Raw genomic sequence first — 15,898 nt, 5'->3', positions numbered from 1 at the left:
GCGCCAGTGAAACCAGTTCACAACAGGGGGCAGGCCCTGGCGTAGGCGTGACGCACGCCCAGCAGGCCCGTGTGGATTTCCAGGCAGACCGTCCCGCCCATGTGGTGCGAGGCGTAGACGGCGCCGGATACGGGCATGTCGTCGAACGACCGCTGGCGGCCGTCGATGACCGCGACGACGTCCATCAGGCCCTGCTCCCGCGACGAAAGCGCCATGTTGGTGATCTGGCCGGTGGCGATCTCGAAGCGGCCGCGGTTCAACGCCACGTCGGTGTAGGCCAGCACGCCCCAGCCCCACAATCCGGCGACCAGGGCGCTGCAGATCATGGTCGTGCGGCTTTGCCGGCGTCGGTCGGCGAGCCGCATCGCCGTCCACAGGGCCGCGCCCGGCAGGATCGAGGCGACGATGAGGGCCGCGGGGTTCAGGAAGTCGTGGTCGAGGCTGCGTACGAACAGGGCCGTGGCGGGCGCGGCCCAGGCCATGGCCAGTTCCTCGGCGCCGGCCTTTCGCTCGCCGCCGAGCAGCGAAAGTTCGGGGCGCAGGCGGATCAGGATCACGGCGACCCACGGCGCCAGGGCGCATAGCCCGATCACCAGCGCGTAGGGGCGTGGCGCGAACAGGGCCCACATGGTGACGCCCACGCTGGCGACGGCCAGCCGCCACGACAGGCGGCGGGCGAAAGGAAAGTCGATGGTCGAGGGCGTGTCGCTGGCGGACATGGCGCGAACCTAGGGCAAGCTTCGCCTTTAGCGCCAGTGAAACACGGCCCTGAAGATGCTCTTATCGCGCCGAGATCCTCTGGAGAGTCGCATGTCCAAGTTCATCGCCGCCGCCGCGCTCGCGGCCTCGCTGACCGCCGCGCCGGCCTTCGCCGGCGACTGGTCGCTGGCCATCCACGGCGGGGCCGGGGTGATCAACCGGGGCAGCCTGACGCCCGAGAAGGACGCGGCCTATCGCGCCGGCCTCGACGCGGCGCTGAAGGCAGGGTCGGAGGTGCTGGAAAAGGGCGGTTCCAGCCTCGACGCGGTCGAGGCCGCCGTGAAGGTGCTGGAGGACAATCCGCTGTTCAACGCCGGCCGGGGCGCGGTCTTCACCGCCGACGGCAAGAACGAGCTGGATGCCTCGATCATGGACGGGGCGACCCTCAAGGCCGGCGCGGTGGCGGGCGTGACCCGTACGAAGCATCCGATCAGCCTGGCCCGGGCGGTGATGGAGAAGTCGCCGCACGTGATGCTGGCCCGCGAGGGCGCCGACAAGTTCTCGGTCGAACAGGGCCTGGAGCAGGTGGATCCCAGCTACTTCCGCACCGAGGAGCGCTGGAAGCAGCTGGAGGCCTGGCGCGCCAAGCAGAAGGCCGCCCTCGATCCGACCCACCTCTACGGCACGGTCGGCGCGGTCGCCATCGACGCCAAGGGGCACCTGGCGGCAGCCACCTCGACCGGCGGCATGGTCGGCAAGAAATGGGGCCGCATCGGCGACAGCCCCATCATCGGCGCGGGGACCTACGCCCAGGACGGCGTCTGCGCGGTCTCGGCCACGGGCTCTGGCGAATACTTCATCCGCACCAGCGCCGCCCACCAGGTCTGCGCCCGCATCGCCTGGAAGGGCGAGGACCTCAAGACCGCCGGCGAGGCCACGATCAAGGCCATCGGCGACATCGGCGGCGACGGCGGCATGATCACCATGAACGGGAAGGGCGAGGTCGCCTTCCCCATGAACAGCTCGGGCATGTACCGCGGCTGGGCCAGCGCCAAGGGCCGCGGCACGGCGATCTACGCGGACGAGAGCAAATAGACCCTCCCCCTGAAGGGGGAGGTGTCGCCGAAGGCGACGGAGGGGGAAGTTGAACTCCGCCTCCGCAAATCCTTCCCCCTCCGACCGCTTCGCGGCCACCTCCCCCTTCGGGGAGAGGGGTTTTAGGCCGCCGCCACCAGCTTCGGCTGGATCAGCGCTGCGGCGTTGATCCGCCGGCCGCCGGGCTTGATGACTTCCAGGTGCACGTGGTCGGTGATGCCGGGATAGTGCTTCTGCAGGCTGGCCACCTTGCCGATCACCTGGCCCAGGCGGATGGTCTGGCCGACCTCGACGCCGGGATCGACGTAGAAGGCCCGGGCGACATAGCCGAGGGCCGGATTGGTGATCTCGATGAAGCGCAGGTCCGGCGCGTCGGCGTAGGCGTAGCCGATCTTGGTGACGTAGCCCGACATCGGGGCCTTGGCCGCCTGGCCGGCGACGGCGACGTAGTCGACGCCCTCGTGCTTGCGGGAGCCGCCGTCGCGGCGGGCGCCGAACGCGCCGTCGCCGAAGTCGTCGTGCTCGCGCGGGGCCGCGCCCGTGGGGTTGGCGAAGTCGGCCGCGCCGTCGCCGTCGACGTCAGCGCCCTTCCACACCGTTTCCATGCGGACGGGCTGGGGCGGGGTCTCGTCCAGCCTGTTCAGCAGCGTCTGCACCGCCGGCCGCGCCGAGCGGTTCGCATGCGGGCTTTCCATCGCCAGACCCGCCATCGGCGCGAAGAGCACCGTCAGACCCAGGGCGATCCGCGCCTGGGGAGGAAGCTTCTTCAGCGCCGGAAAATGCATTTCGCCATCCTATGGATCGTTTCGCGTCGTGGGGCGTTCAGCGCGCCACGGGCGTCGTTAACCATTCAGATAAGGCGATGAAAAGGCAGGGTTGCTGCGTCAGGTCGACGCGCATGTGCTTGGTTATGCTCAAGCTGGAAGCTTGAGATTCAATCGAACATTGTTTGAGTGTCGACTTACGCGCCGGCCAGGACTGAACGGATGCGGTCGGCCAGTTCCCTGTTCTCGAAGGGCTTGCGCACCATCGACAGGTCCGTCCGTTCGGGCGTCACGTCGGCATGCCCGGTGACCAGGATCACGCGCAGCCCGGGAGACAGGTCCCTGGCCGCGCGGGCCAGTTCCAGGCCGGTCATGCCGGGCATGGCGAAGTCGGCGATCATCAGGTCGGGACGGGCTTGGCGCACGCGCCGCAGGGCCTGTTCGCCGTCCTCGGCCTCGATCACCCGGTGGCCCAGGTCGCGCACCATGGCCACGGTCACGGCCCGCACCGTGGGATCGTCGTCGACGACCAGCACGCTGCGCGAAGGCTGCTTGTCGAGGGCCTGTTCGACCTCCCGGCAGTCTTCCCCCGGCCCGCAGTCGCCCGAGCCGCGCGGCAGATAGAGGTTCACCGCCGTGCCTTCGCCGGGCTGGCTCTCGATGTCGATCGCCCCGCCCGAACGCTGGGCGAAGCCGTAGACCATCGACAGGCCAAGGCCGGTGCCCTTGCCGACGGGCTTGGTGGTGAAGAACGGCTCGAAGATCCGCGCCATCAGTTCGGGCGAAATGCCCTCGCCGGTGTCGCGCACGGTGACCAGCACATAGTCGCCGTCGGGCAGGTCGTGGCGCGAGGTCGGGCCGGCCATGGCCAGGTTGCGGGCGCTGATCGAGATCACCCCGCCGCCGGGCATGGCGTCGCGGGCGTTGACCGACAGGTTCAGCACGGCCAGTTCCAGCTGGTCGGGCTCGACATGCGCGGGCCACAGGTCGGCGGGCAGGTCCCAGGCGATGCGCACCGCGCCGCCCAGGGTGCGCACCAGGATGGCGTCCATGCCCATCAGGGTGTCGGCCACGTCGACCACCTTGGGCTGGCTTTCCTGCTGGCGGCTGAAGCCCAGCAGGCGATGGGTCAGGGCCGCGCCCTTGCGCGCCGCCAGGCTGGCGTTGTCGAGATAGCGGCGCACCTTCTCGGCGTCCGGCAGGCGTCGGCCGGCCAGCTCCAGGCTGCCCAGGATCGCGGTCAGCAGGTTGTTGAAGTCGTGCGCCACCCCGCCGGCCAGGGTGCCCAGGGCCTGCAGCTTGTCGGCCTGGCGCAGGCGGATCTCGGCCATCTTCTGGTCGGTGACGTCGCGCTCGATGACCAGCAGGTGCCCGGCCTCGTCGCGCAGCGGCACGTACTGGCGCTCGGTCCAGACCGGCCCCGTCAGGGTGGCCTCTTCCTCCACCACCTGCACCGGCTGGCCGGCGGCCAGGGCCTCGGCGGCCTGCGGGGCGTCGGCGAAGGCATGCTGCTGCGAGGCGTTGGTGCGAACCACCCGGCCTTGCGAATCCTTGAAGGCGATGACGGCCGGGATGCTGTCCATCAGCCCGCGCAGCAGGGCCTGCTCGGTGCGCAGGGCGCGGCGCAGGCGGGTGCGCTCGACGCCGGCGGCGACGGCCGCGCGCAGGGCCTCGGGCTCCCACGGCTTGGCGATGTAGCCGCTGACGCCGCCGAGGTTCAGGGCCGAGACCACGGCCGACAGGTCGGCATAGCCGGTCAGCAGGATGGAGTCGGCGTCGCTGATCGAGCGGGCGGCGGCCAGGAACTGGTCGCCGGTCAGGCCCGGCATCCGCTGGTCCGACAGGATCAGGGCGACGGCCGGCTCCTGGGCCAGGATGTCCAGGGCCTTGCCGGGGGCGTTGCTGGTCAGGACGCGGTAGCGGTCCTCCAGCAGGTCTTCCAGGGCGACCAGGATGTCGGGCTCGTCGTCGACGATCAGGATCGTCGGACGCTCGCCCCCGGAGGCGCTCATCGGCCTTCTCCGTCGGTGGCAGGTGGCGGGATGATGATGGTGAAGCGCGCGCCGCCCAGGTCGCCCTTGTCGACGGCGATCGAGCCGCCGTGGGCGCGCACCACGTTGTAGGCGATGGCCAGGCCAAGGCCCGTGCCGGCGCCGACCGGCTTGGTGGTGAAGAACGGCTCGAAGATCCGGTCGCTCAGGTCGGCCGGCACGCCGGGGCCGGAGTCCTCGACCACGATGACGAAGTCGCCGCCCTCGTCGCGGGTGGTGATGGCGATGACGCCGCGACCGCCGCTCGGCCCCTCCAGCGCGTCGGCGGCGTTGCCGACGATGTTCATCACCACCTGGTTCAGCAGGGCGGGCGAGCCCTCCAGGGTGTTGCGGGCGGCGTAGGCGCGGCGCACCTCGATGCCGTCGCCCAGCTTGTGGGTCAAAAGGGCCAGCACGGTCTCGATGGAGTCGGCGGCGTCCAGCACGTGGCGGTCGCCCTCGTCCAGGCGCGAGAACTTGCGCAGGTTCAGCACGAGGTCCTGGATGCGCTTCATGCCCACCCGCATCGAGGCCAGGCGCGCCTTGGCCTTGTCGAGGCCGGGAGAGGGGCTTTCCTCGGCGGCCGCGGCGATCAGCCGTTCGACCGTGTCCTGGTGGCCCAGCAGGAAGGCCAGGGGGTTGTTGATCTCGTGGGCGATGCCGGCGACCAGCTCGCCCAGCGAGGCCATCTTGGCGGCCTGCACCAGCTGGCCCTGCGCGTCCTTCAGCTGGCGGTTGGCGCTGGCCAGGTCGTCAGCGACGGCGGCGCGGGCTTCGGCCCGGGCCAGCGCCAGTTCCTGGGCGCGGGCCTCGCCGGCGCTGCGGCGGGCCTCGTCGGCCATCAGCTTGCGGCGCAGCTGGGCGCGGACCCGGGCGCGCACCACCTCGTCGTTGGCCGAGGCGGGCACCACGTCGTCGGCCCCGGCCTCCAGCGCGTCGGTCAGCAGGTCGCGGTCGGTCTCCTCGCCGCCGAAGGCCAGCAGTTGGAACGGCGCGCCCAGCCGCGCGCGACGGGCGTCCAGCGCCGCCAGTGCGGCCAGGTCGTCGCGGTCGCCGCCGCGAACGCCGACGATGACGCCGTCCAGTTCGCCGTCGAGCACCGCAGCGTCGGGATCCAGCCGCTCCAGCGTCGCCACCTCGTAGCCGTCATGCTCCAGCAGGTGGCCAAGGCGCAGGCGCAGCGTGGCGCTGGGGTGGGCGACCAGAACCCTGGCCCGACGGAACGGCTCTGAGGCCTTGGGGGCGGCGGTCTCGGCCCTGGCCCTGCGCAGCAGGGCCTTCAGCCGGACGATCACCACCTTGGGATCGGCCGACTTGGCCACATAGGCGTCGGCGCCGCTTTCCAGGCCCTGGCGTTCGAGGTCGCTCTCGCGGGCTCCGGTCAGCATCAGCACCGGCAGGGCCCGGGTGCGGCCGTTGAGGCGGATCTGGCGCGACAGTTCGCGTCCGTCCATGCCCGGCAGGTGGAAGTCGGCGACGATCAGGTCGGGCAGGTGGGCGTTCAGGTGCTCCAGCGCCGCCTCGCCGCTGGTGGCGCACGACACCGAGAAGCCCTCGGCTTCCAGCAGGCCGCGCAGGCGCAGGGCCTGGGTTTCGGAATCCTCGACGACCAGGACCGAGGCGCTCATGCGTCCTCCCTGCGCCGGGCCAGCTGGGCGATGCGCGGGCCGATCAGGTCGAGGGTGAGCACGGCGCGGGCCGCGCCCAGCTTCACGGCGGCGGCGGGCATGCCGTAGACCACGGCGCTGCTCTCGTGCTCGGCGATGGTGAAGCCGCCGGCGGCGCGCAGTTCGGCCAGGCCCTTGGCACCGTCCTCGCCCATGCCGGTCAGCAGGGCGGCCACGGTTCTGGAGCCCACCGACCGCGCCAGCGACTGAAAGAGCACGGTCGCCGACGGCCTCTGGCCGCTGACGGGCGCGGCGCCCGACAGCCGCAGCACGCCGCCGGGCGTCAGGGTCAGGTGGCGGTCGCCAGGGGCGACATAGGCGCGTCCGGGCAGGGCCAGCTCGCCGTCCTTGGCCACCGCCACGCGGATCGGCGACAGGCTGTCCAGCCAGCTCGCAAAGCCTTCCATGAAGGCCGCGCCCATGTGCTGGACGATCAGGACCGGGGCGGGGAAGTCGGCGGGCAGGGCGTCCAGCACCCGGGCCAGGGCCGGCGGCCCGCCGGTCGAGGCGGCCAGCGCCAGATAGCCCAGGTCCTGGAAGTCGGCGGCGCTGGCGATCGGCGCGGCCTCACGCGGGGCGCGGGCTCCGCCGCCGATGGCTCGTCTGCGGATCACCGGCACGCTGCTCATGATGAAAAGCTGGGTGCAGATGGTGTCGGCCAGCTGCTCATAGCCTTCGGTGGCCAGACCCACGGGCTTTTCCACCACCGTCAGGGCGCCGGCGCGCAGGGCGTTCATCGAGATCTTCAGCGAGGCGTCCTCGACCGCGTCGGCGATGACGACGATCGGGGTCGGATGGTCCGACATGATCCGCGCCGTGGCCTCCAGCCCGTCCATGCCGGGCAGGCGGATATCCATCGAGATCACGTCGGGCCTGACGCTGGCGATGCAGGCCAGGGCCTCCTCGGCCGAGGCGACGGCGGCCGCCACCGTCAGGCGTGGGTCGCGCTCGACGATGTGGGTCAGCAGGACGCGCACGACGGTGGAGTCCTCGACGATCATCACCCGCACGGGCTTGCCCGAGGCCTTCACAGCAGTTGCCCGATCGCGGCCAGCAGCTCGCGCTGGTCGAACTTCTGCTTGGTGATGTAGGCCTCGGCGCCCAGGTCCAGGCCCCGGCGCACGTCGGCGGCGTCGGCGCGCGAGGTCATCAGGATCACCGGCGTCGCGGCCAGGGCCGCGTCGGCCTTCACCGCCTGCAGCAGCGAGAAGCCGTCCATGCGCGGCATCTCGATATCGGCCACGACCAGATCGACCATCGCCTGGCCCGAGCGCAGCAGGTTCAGGGCGTCCAGGCCGTCGACGGCCAGCAGCACGCGATAGCCCTGGGCTTCCAGGATGCTCTTTTCCAGCGTGCGGGTGGTGATGGAGTCGTCCACCACCAGGATGGTGCGGGCGGCTTCGTCCGCGTCGTCGGCGGTCTCGGCGAAGCCCAGGCCGCCGGCGGCCAGCTGGCGCTGATCGCGCAGCCAGCGGCGCACCAGGGCGTCGGGATCCAGGGCGAGGGCGGGCGCCTGGTCGTCCAGCTGCACGGCGCCGGCGATCAGGTCGGCGTCCAGGTCGTCGGCGTCCAGGTCCTCGACCATGGCCGAGCGCACGTCGCACAGGGCGTCGACGGCCAGCGCCACATGGCGGCGGCCATGGCTGAGCAGCACGGCGGAAACCGCGCCGGCATGGACGGGAACCTCGGCGGCGACGCCGGTCAGGAGAGCGGAAAGCGGAACCATTGGGACGATAACGTCGTCCCCGTCGATGGCGATCCGTGCAGCCGGGTGTCCTTCCACCGTTTCCAGCGCGGTGGCGTCCAGGCGCAACAGTCGGCGCACGCCCAGCGAGGGCAGGGCGGCCTGGCGGCCCTGGATGTCGACGAACAACAGCGACTGCCGCGCGGCCGACAGCGGCGTCGACAGCACCACCCGCGCGCCCCAGGGACGGCCGGCCGTCAGGCGCAGGTCGCCGCGCAGCTTGCGCGCGGCCTCGGCCACGACCGACAGGCCCATGCCGCGTCCGGCCAGGCGATCCACGCCCTGGGCGGTGGAGACGCCCGGCGCGAAGGCGTGAGCCAGCAGTTCCTCGGGCGTGGGGGCGGGGGCGCCGTCCTGGCGGGCGGGCATCAGGCCCTTCTCGACGGCCGCGGCTTCCAGCCTGGCCAGGTCGGGTCCGGCGCCGTCGTCGGCGATCTCGATGCGCAGCCGGCCCGATGCGGCCGAGACGGCCATGACCACCGTCAGGCGCTCGGGCTTGCCGGCGGCGGCGCGGGCCTGCGGCGTCTCGCGGCCGTGACTGACGGCGTTGCGCAGCAGGTGCATCACCGGGTCCTTCAGCGCCTGCAGCACCCGGCGGTCGGCGCGGGTCTCCAGGCCCGTGACCCGCACGTCGACCGGCACGCCGGCGTCGCGGGCGATGTCGCGGACCATCGAGGCGAAGCCGCCGAACACGGTCTCGGCCGGGGCCTGGCTGATCTCCTCGACCCGGCCGCGCAGGTCGGAAAGACCCTGGTCCAGGGCCCAGCCGGCCCGCACCCGCCGCACCGAAAGCTCGTTGAGGGCGCGCGATAGGTCCTTCAGGCCCTGCTCGACCTCGCGCGCCCGGGTCGCCGCGCCGCGGGTGTCGCGCCAGCGGCGTTCCAGCTTGCGCGCCTCGGCGGCCAGGCGGCGCAGGTCCTCGTCGACGGCCCCGTGGTCGAGCACGTCGCCCGACAGGGTCTGCATGGCGCGCGACAGGCCCGCGACCGCCTCGACGTCGATACGGACGTACTCCACCGCCTCGTCCGCCACGGGAGCGATGGCCGCCGCCGGCTTGGGCGCGGGCGGGGCGTAGGCGGCGCTGGCGGCGTCCTCGACCGCGTCGAGCAGGTTCTCCAGCACGGCGACGGTCTGGGCGTCGAGGGCGCGCGAGCCGTCCATCAGTTCGGCGCACAGGCTTTCCAGCGCGTGCGCCTTCTCCTCGACGGCCGGCAGGTCGACCGCCCGCGCCGCGCCCTTCAGGCTGTGGGCGCGGCGAAAGATCTCGCGCGTGTCGACCTCGCCGCCGGCCGCGATGGCCTGGCGGATCGCCTGGAGGTGCTCGCGGTGCTCAAGGTCGAACGCCGCCAGAAGCTGTCGCCGGATGTCGGGCACGTCGCGATCAGGTCCGATAGCGCTCGGACAGGGCCAGCAGCTGGCGCGACAGGTCCGACAGGTTGGCGGCGGCCTCGTCCAGCTGGCGGGTGCCGGCGGCGGTCTGCTGGCTGGCCTGGCGGATGTTCTGCAGCGCGCCCATCACCTGCTCGATGCCCAGCTGCTGCTGGTTGGTCGAGGCGACGATCTGCTGGAAGGTCTGGACGCTTTCCTGCACTCGGCCGGTGATCTCGGTGATCGTGCGCTGGGTGGTGTCGGTGCGCTCCTTGCCGGCGGCCACGCGCTTGACGGCCTCCTCGGTCAGCATGACCGAGGCGTTGATGCCGCGCTGGATGTCGCCGAGGATCGAGCGTACCTGGGTGGTGGCTTCCTTGGCCTGGTCGGCCAGCATCTTCATCTCCGAGGCCACGACCGCGAAGCTGCGGCCGTTCTCGCCGGCCGAGGCGGCCTCGATGGCGGCGTTCAGGGCCAGCAGATGCGAGCGCTCGGAGATGTCGTTGACGGTGGCGATGATGTCGCCGATCGCCTGGGTCTTCTCCGACAGGGCGACGATGTTCTCGGCCACGGCCTCGGCCTGCTCGCGGATGGCGTCCATGGCCTTGGCGGTTTCGTCGACGGCGCGCAGGCCCTCGTTGCTGGTGTGGGCGGTCGCCTGGGCCGAAGCGATCACTTCCTGGGCGCGCTTGCCGATCTGGGCGCCGGAGTGGGTGATCTCGTCGACCGTGGCGGCGGTCTCCTGCACGGCGGCCAGCTGCTCCTCGACGCTGGCGGCCTGTTCCTGGGTCGAGGCGCGGATCTCGGCGGTGGCGGCGTTGAGGTTCTCGGTGGCCTCGCGGCTCTGGCGGGCCAGCACGACCAGGCCGTCGACCATGGTGTTGAGTGTGCCGCCCAGCTGGCCGATCTCGTCGTTGGTGGCGGCGGCCGCGCGGCCGGTCAGGTCGCCTTCGCCCACCTTGCCGACGAAGCCCATGAACGCGCCCAGCGGGCCGACGATCGAGCCCCGGATGGCCCAGGTGATCGCGCCCGAGATCACGGCGGCGACGATCAGGGCCATGATGATCGACACCTGGCTGACCTTGTAGACGTCGTTGATGCGGCGTTGGCCCGACAGGATGGCGTCGTCCAGCACGTCCTCGGCGCCCTGGATGCCGCGGCCGAACTCGCCGCGACGCTGCACGAGGGCGGTCTGGGCCGCGGCCACGCCGGCGCTGTCGTTGCGGCGGATGGCGCTGAACAGGTTCTCCGTGTCGGTCCGGCCCTGGCGCGAGGAGGCGGCGGTCTGGTTCAGGTAGTCCTCGATGCGGCGCCAGGCGTCGGCGCGTTCGGCCGAGAGGGCGCTCTGGCGATAGTCGCGGGCGGCCGCGGCGGCCTTCTCCAGGGCGGTGTCCATGTCGGCGCCGCGCTGGCGCCAGCGGGTGACGGGGTCTTCCTCGTTGCCGCCCGCGCCGCCGGCCGAACGCGACAGGTAGCTGGTGATCACCGCGTCGCTGGCCGCGCGCATCTCGTTGGCGGTGGTGCGGATCTGGGCGACCTGGCGGACCACGGCCATGTCGCGGGTGACGATGGTCTCGGTGGTGTCCTTGACCACGCCGATCTGGAACAGGCCGAACAGGCCAACGCCCAGCAGCAGGACGGTGACGGCCGCGAAGCCGAGGATGATGCGGTTGGCGATGGTCACTAGGCTCTTGCCCCCAAGGCGGCGGAAAGGTGGTCGGCGACGAGGTCGTCGAGATGAAGAAGGGTGACGGTGCGGCCGGCCAGGTCGCCGGGACCCTCGGCCACCAGGCCGCGGACGCCGCCCTCGAAGGCGTCGCCGGCGAGCTCGCGGGCGACCCGGGCGGCGCCGGGCGCGGCGTCCACGCGCAGGGCAAGGTTGCCCGCGCCGCGCAGGGCCACGAGGAAGCCGGGCGCGTCGGGCGCGGCCGGCGCGGCGCCGGTCAGGCGGGAAAGGTCGAGCACGCGGCGCAGGCGGCCTTCGACGCTGGCCAGGCCCAGGAGGGCGGGACGGCCGGCGGCGGGCGTCAGGCGGCGGGGCTCGAACGGGGTCACCCGCTCGACGGCGGCCAGCGGCAGGGCGTGCAGGCCCGCGCCGGCCTGGCACAGCAGCACGTCTTCCAGCGGGGTCTCGGGTTCGGGCGCGGTCCGGCGCTCGGCCAGCCGACGGGTGCGCGCCGCCAGGATCGCCCGGGCGCGCGCATCGTCCAAAAGTCCCCCCAACCCGTCGCCGCCTGAGGCGTCGGCCCTAGTCATGTCGTTACTAAACCCCCACGAGCGACTGCAGCAGCAGACGGACGCTCTTGCGCAACTGGCCGGCGTCCAGACCTGCGCCGTGGGCCAAACGCGTGTCCGCCGGAACGGTTCCCGCGATCTGGGCGGCGGTCTTCAGCGACCGCGCGGCGGCCTTGCCCCGTCCACGGTCGAGCAGCAGCAGGCCCAGGTGGTAGTGCGCCAGCGCAAAGCCGCGATCGAGATACAGCGCGCGCTTGAAAGCCGCCTCGGCCGGCCCCGGGCGGCCAAGGGCCCGCAGCACCAGGCCGTCGTGCAGGTGCAGGGCGGGGTCTTCCGGCGCGAGGGCCAACGCCTGGCGGCATGCGGCCTCCGCGGCCAGGTAGTCGCCGGCGTCGGCCAGGCGGCGCACGGCCTCCACCAGTTCGGCGATCGGCGCGGCCTCCGGTGGAGCGGCCGTGGGGACGGGCGTCGGGATCGGCGTCGGCCGCCAGCGCGGCGGGGGCGCTTCGGCCGGGCCGGAGGCAGGCTCCGGTTCGGGGGCGGCGAAGGCCTCGAAGCTGGGACCGGGTGCGGCCGCACGCTCGGGATCGGCTGGGCGGTAGGCCACCGTGCCCGGCAGCTGGGCCACGTCCAGGATCTTGCCGAAGGCCGGGTTCGGCTCGGCATGGCCCAGCAGCAGCCAGCCGTCGGCCGCCAGCCGGCTTCCCAGCGCGCCCACGAGCTGCTCGACCACCTCGTGATGGAAGTAGATCAGCACGTTGCGGCACAGGATCAGGTCGAATTCGGTCAGTTCCAGCGGCGGCGCGGGGCCTAGCAGGTCGAGCAGGTTCTGGCGCTCGAACCGCACGAGGCCGCGATAGGGGTTCTTCAGGGTCCACGTGTTGCGGGCCGTCTCGGTGAACCACTGGGCGCGGTCGGCGTCGCTGACCGCCCGCAGCGCCCAGCGGCCGAACTGGCCCTTGCGCGCCGTCTCCAGGAAGGCGGCGTTGATGTCGCCGCCGAGGATCGAGATCCGCCAGTCGCCGATCGCCTCGCCCAGCATCTGCGACAGCAGGATGGCGATCGAATAGGGTTCGGCGCCGGTGGCGCAGCCCGCGCTCCAGATGCGGATGCGCTTGTCCTGCGCCTTGCGCTGCAGGACGTCGGGCAGGATCGTCTCGCGCAGGGCCGTGAACTGCTCGGCGTAGCGGAAGAAGAAGGTCTCGCCGATCGTGATCTCGGTCTCGAGCGCGGCCCATTCGGCCTCACCCTCGAGCTCGCTGGCCAGGCGCTTGAGATAGGCGGTGACGTCGCGGTCACGGGTCGCCAGCAGGCGCCGCTGCACGCGGTCCCACAGCACGTCGTCCTTGTCGGCGTAGTAGTGGTGGCCGGTGCGGGCGATCACTGCGCGCTTGAGGCGCTGGAACGGTTCGTCGGCGGCCAGGGCCAGGCGCGGGACCTGGGGGCGCGGGGCCGCCCGCGGCGGTTTCACGCCGGCTCGCTTTCCCAGGCGGCCAGGCGCTCCTGGGCCCGGCGGGCGAACTCGTCCAGCCGCGCCTTTTCCTCCGCCAGAAGCAGGTGCTCGGGCGACAGCACCGGGACCAGCCGGCCGTCGATCAGGGCGGTTTCAGCGATGCAGCCGCCCAGGCTGTCGGCTTCCTCGACGGCTTGGGTGTCGGGCGCGTGGGCGGCGGCGTCGGCGACGCGGTCGACCATCAAGGTCACGGCCGGCGCGCCGGCCAGCGGGCGCAGGCGGATCAGGTGGCGATAGAGGGCGGGGGCGGGCTCGCCGCCCTCGGCGTCCAGCAGGCGGTCCAGCGCCAGGGCCGCGATCGCCTCGCCGCCCAGATTGACGAAGCCGGCCAGCACGCGCGGCGCGCCCGGGGCGGCGACCAGTTCCGGCAGCGGCAGGATCTCGGCCACCGCCGCCTGCGGCAGGGCCGCTTCCAGCGCGCCCGCGCGGAAGGTCACATAGAGGCTGCTTGTCATTCCGGGCTCCGCAATCGGACCGACGCCGCCGACGTCTAGGTCAGGCCGGATCGATGCCGATCAGCAGCAAACGCCCCTCTACGGTCAAGGTTGCATCATGATCGACGATTAGCGCGTCCTCGGCGCCGAGCGCCTGGTCGCCCGCGCGGGCCGGGGCTAGCGCGACCAGCAGGTTCACCCGCGCCGTGGCGGTGATCGTCTCCGCGCCGTCGATCCGCCGCACCGAGCCGCGCCAGGCGCCCCGCCGGACCATCAGGTTGAGGTCACGGATCGGACCACCGTCCAGCGTCGCGGCGGCGGTCGCGTCGCCGGGAAAGGGCAGCGGGGGCGAGGCGTCGTCGAGCACGATCTCGCCCAGCCCTTCGATGGTCAGCCGCAGGCCCGCGCCGGCGATCACCGTCAGCACCCGGTCGACGCCGGGAAACACCGAGAACGGTCCCGGCGCGGCCACCTGCGCGATGCTCAGCCGCCAGTCGAAGGTGTCGAGCCCCACGCCCGGCGGCTGGGCGGCGATCTCCCAGGTCGTCCCGCCGCCGTTCTTCCACGGGGCAGGAGCGCGTTCGGCGGCGGGGAGGAGGCGCACTAGAGAATGCCCGGCAGGTCCAGACCGTGCTCGCGCGCGCAGTCCTTGGCGATGTCGTAGCCGGCGTCGGCGTGGCGCATGACGCCGGTGGCCGGGTCGTTCCACAGCACCCGCTCGATGCGCTTGGCCGCGGCGTCGGTGCCGTCGCAGACGATGACCATGCCCGAGTGCTGCGAGAAGCCCATGCCCACGCCGCCGCCGTGGTGCAGCGACACCCAGGTGGCGCCCGAGGCGGTGTTGAGCAGCGCATTGAGCAGCGGCCAGTCCGACACGGCGTCCGAGCCGTCCATCATCGCTTCGGTCTCGCGGTTGGGCGAGGCGACCGAGCCGCTGTCGAGGTGATCGCGACCGATGACGACGGGAGCCTTCAGCTCGCCCTTGGCGACCATCTCGTTGAAGGCCAGCCCCAGGCGGTGGCGATCGCCCAGGCCGACCCAGCAGATACGCGCCGGCAGGCCCTGGAACTTGATCCGCTGCCCGGCCATGTCGAGCCAGTTGTGCAGGTGGGGGTTGTCGGGGATCAGCTCCTTGACCTTGGCGTCGGTCCTGGCGATGTCTTCCGGATCGCCCGACAGCGCGGCCCAGCGGAACGGTCCGATCCCGCGGCAGAACAGCGGGCGGATATAGGCCGGCACGAAACCGGGGAAGTCGAAGGCGTTCGCAACGCCTTCCTCCAGCGCCATCTGGCGGATGTTGTTGCCGTAGTCGACGGTGGGCACGCCGGCGGCCTGGAAGTCGAGCATGGCCTGCACGTGCACCGCCATCGAGGCGCGGGCGGCCTTGTTCACCGACGCCGGATCGCGCTCGCGGGCGTCCATCCACTGCTCCAGGGTCCAGCCGGCGGGCAGGTAGCCGTTGATCGGATCGTGGGCGCTGGTCTGGTCGGTCAGCAGGTCGGGACGAATGCCGCGCTTGAACATCTCCGGCAGCAGTTCGGCGGCGTTGCCCAACAGGCCGACCGAGATCGGGGTCTTGGCGGCGCACGACTCCGCGATCCAGGCCAGGGCCTCGTCCAGGCTGTCAGTCGACTTGTCGAGATAGCCGGTGCGCAGGCGCATCTCGATGCGCGAGGGCTGGCACTCGATGGCCAGGCACGAGGCGCCGGCGAACACCGAGGCCAGCGGCTGGGCGCCGCCCATGCCGCCCAGGCCCGCCGTCAGCAGCCACTTTCCAGAGAGATCACCGGCATAGTGCTGGCGGCCCATCTCGACGAAGGTCTCGTAGGTGCCCTGCACGATGCCCTGGGCGCCGATATAGATCCACGAGCCGGCGGTCATCTGGCCGTACATGGCCAGGCCCTTCTTATCGAGCTCGTTGAAGTGCTCCCAGTTGGCCCAGCGCGGCACCAGGTTGGAGTTGGCGATCAGCACGCGGGGCGCGTCGGCATGGGTGCGGAACACGCCGACCGGCTTGCCCGACTGCACCAGCAGCGTCTGGTCGTCCTCCAGCCGGCGCAGGGTCTCGACGATCTTGTCGTAGCTCTCCCAGTCGCGGGCCGCGCGGCCGATGCCGCCATAGACCACCAGCTCCTCGGGCCGCTCGGCGACGTCGGGATGCAGGTTGTTCATCAGCATCCTGAGCGGGGCTTCGGTGAGCCAGCTCTTGGCGCTGAGCGCAGGTCCGGTGGCGGGGCGGATGACGCGGGTGTTGTCGAGGCGGGTCATGGATGACGGGTCTCTGGCGGGGAATGGGGAACGAACTCCTCCCCCGCGACGCGGGGGAGGGGGACCGCGAAGCGGTGGAGG

13 protein-coding genes are annotated in these 15,898 nt (G+C 72.0%); 1 reads left to right on the top strand and 12 read right to left on the bottom strand.

What is annotated here, in order from left to right; translation table 11 throughout:
* Positions 1 to 17 precede the first annotated feature (17 nt).
* Complete coding sequence (locus tag G5B46_RS13115) at positions 18 to 719, bottom strand: hypothetical protein (RefSeq protein ID WP_165259232.1); 702 nt, start codon at positions 717 to 719, stop codon at positions 18 to 20.
* Positions 720 to 810: 91 nt separating this feature from the next.
* Here G5B46_RS13115 and G5B46_RS13110 point away from each other — a divergent pair, with 91 nt between their 5' ends.
* Entirely contained in the window at positions 811 to 1,794 is a 984-nt protein-coding gene (locus G5B46_RS13110) for an isoaspartyl peptidase/L-asparaginase (protein WP_165259231.1), read from the top strand.
* A 122-nt stretch (positions 1,795 to 1,916) separates the two neighbouring features.
* Here G5B46_RS13110 and G5B46_RS13105 read toward each other — a convergent pair whose 3' ends face one another.
* The 11 genes from G5B46_RS13105 to hutU form a co-directional block, all read right to left on the bottom strand.
* Complete coding sequence (locus tag G5B46_RS13105) at positions 1,917 to 2,579, bottom strand: M23 family metallopeptidase (protein ID WP_165259229.1); 663 nt, start codon at positions 2,577 to 2,579, stop codon at positions 1,917 to 1,919.
* A 176-nt stretch (positions 2,580 to 2,755) separates the two neighbouring features.
* A complete protein-coding gene (locus G5B46_RS13100; protein WP_165259228.1) occupies positions 2,756 to 4,570 on the bottom strand; it encodes a response regulator in 1,815 nt (604 codons plus the stop codon).
* Positions 4,567 to 6,216, bottom strand: coding sequence for a response regulator (locus G5B46_RS13095; RefSeq protein ID WP_165259227.1), 1,650 nt, complete (start codon positions 6,214 to 6,216; stop codon positions 4,567 to 4,569). The genes G5B46_RS13100 and G5B46_RS13095 overlap by 4 nt, the downstream gene beginning before the upstream one ends.
* Entirely contained in the window at positions 6,213 to 7,286 is a 1,074-nt protein-coding gene (gene cheB / locus G5B46_RS13090) for a chemotaxis-specific protein-glutamate methyltransferase CheB (protein ID WP_346764918.1), read from the bottom strand. Before cheB ends, G5B46_RS13095 begins: the two co-directional genes overlap by 4 nt.
* Entirely contained in the window at positions 7,283 to 9,373 is a 2,091-nt protein-coding gene (locus G5B46_RS13085; protein WP_165259226.1) for a response regulator, read from the bottom strand. The genes cheB and G5B46_RS13085 overlap by 4 nt, the downstream gene beginning before the upstream one ends.
* A gap of 7 nt (positions 9,374 to 9,380) precedes the next feature.
* The gene (locus G5B46_RS24855) at positions 9,381 to 11,051 is read right to left on the bottom strand and encodes a methyl-accepting chemotaxis protein (protein WP_165259225.1); all 1,671 of its coding nucleotides are present in this window, start codon (positions 11,049 to 11,051) and stop codon (positions 9,381 to 9,383) included.
* The gene (locus tag G5B46_RS13075) at positions 11,051 to 11,578 is read right to left on the bottom strand and encodes a chemotaxis protein CheW (RefSeq protein WP_165259224.1); all 528 of its coding nucleotides are present in this window, start codon (positions 11,576 to 11,578) and stop codon (positions 11,051 to 11,053) included. The genes G5B46_RS24855 and G5B46_RS13075 overlap by 1 nt, the downstream gene beginning before the upstream one ends.
* A 52-nt stretch (positions 11,579 to 11,630) precedes the next feature.
* Positions 11,631 to 13,073 carry a CheR family methyltransferase gene (locus G5B46_RS13070; RefSeq protein ID WP_346764917.1) on the bottom strand — a complete coding sequence of 481 codons (1,443 nt, stop codon included), beginning with the start codon at positions 13,071 to 13,073 and terminating at the stop codon, positions 11,631 to 11,633.
* Positions 13,070 to 13,570 carry a chemotaxis protein CheW gene (locus G5B46_RS13065; RefSeq protein WP_165259223.1) on the bottom strand — a complete coding sequence of 167 codons (501 nt, stop codon included), beginning with the start codon at positions 13,568 to 13,570 and terminating at the stop codon, positions 13,070 to 13,072. Before G5B46_RS13065 ends, G5B46_RS13070 begins: the two co-directional genes overlap by 4 nt.
* A 40-nt stretch (positions 13,571 to 13,610) precedes the next feature.
* Positions 13,611 to 14,153 (bottom strand): HutD family protein, encoded by a 543-nt coding sequence (locus G5B46_RS13060; protein ID WP_165259222.1) that lies wholly within the window; start codon positions 14,151 to 14,153, stop codon positions 13,611 to 13,613.
* The gene (gene hutU / locus G5B46_RS13055; protein ID WP_165259221.1) at positions 14,153 to 15,817 is read right to left on the bottom strand and encodes a urocanate hydratase; all 1,665 of its coding nucleotides are present in this window, start codon (positions 15,815 to 15,817) and stop codon (positions 14,153 to 14,155) included. The genes G5B46_RS13060 and hutU overlap by 1 nt, the downstream gene beginning before the upstream one ends.
* Positions 15,818 to 15,898 lie beyond the last annotated feature (81 nt).

The sequence above is a fragment of the Caulobacter sp. 602-2 genome, from assembly GCF_011043625.1.
Classification (GTDB): domain Bacteria; phylum Pseudomonadota; class Alphaproteobacteria; order Caulobacterales; family Caulobacteraceae; genus Caulobacter.
This window is presented reverse-complemented; position numbering and strand designations above follow the sequence as displayed.

Excerpts from the sequence above, each read along its gene's own strand:
- G5B46_RS13105 (WP_165259229.1), bottom strand. The coding sequence starts at position 2,579 with ATGCATTTTCCGGCGCTGAAGAAGCTTCCTCCCCAGGCGCGGATCGCC.
- hutU (WP_165259221.1), bottom strand. The coding sequence starts at position 15,817 with ATGACCCGCCTCGACAACACCCGCGTCATCCGCCCCGCCACCGGACCT.
- G5B46_RS13110 (WP_165259231.1), top strand. The coding sequence starts at position 811 with ATGTCCAAGTTCATCGCCGCCGCCGCGCTCGCGGCCTCGCTGACCGCC.
- G5B46_RS13100 (WP_165259228.1), bottom strand. The coding sequence starts at position 4,570 with ATGAGCGCCTCCGGGGGCGAGCGTCCGACGATCCTGATCGTCGACGAC.
- G5B46_RS13095 (WP_165259227.1), bottom strand. The coding sequence starts at position 6,216 with ATGAGCGCCTCGGTCCTGGTCGTCGAGGATTCCGAAACCCAGGCCCTG.
- G5B46_RS13065 (WP_165259223.1), bottom strand. The coding sequence starts at position 13,570 with ATGACAAGCAGCCTCTATGTGACCTTCCGCGCGGGCGCGCTGGAAGCG.
- G5B46_RS13115 (WP_165259232.1), bottom strand. The coding sequence starts at position 719 with ATGTCCGCCAGCGACACGCCCTCGACCATCGACTTTCCTTTCGCCCGC.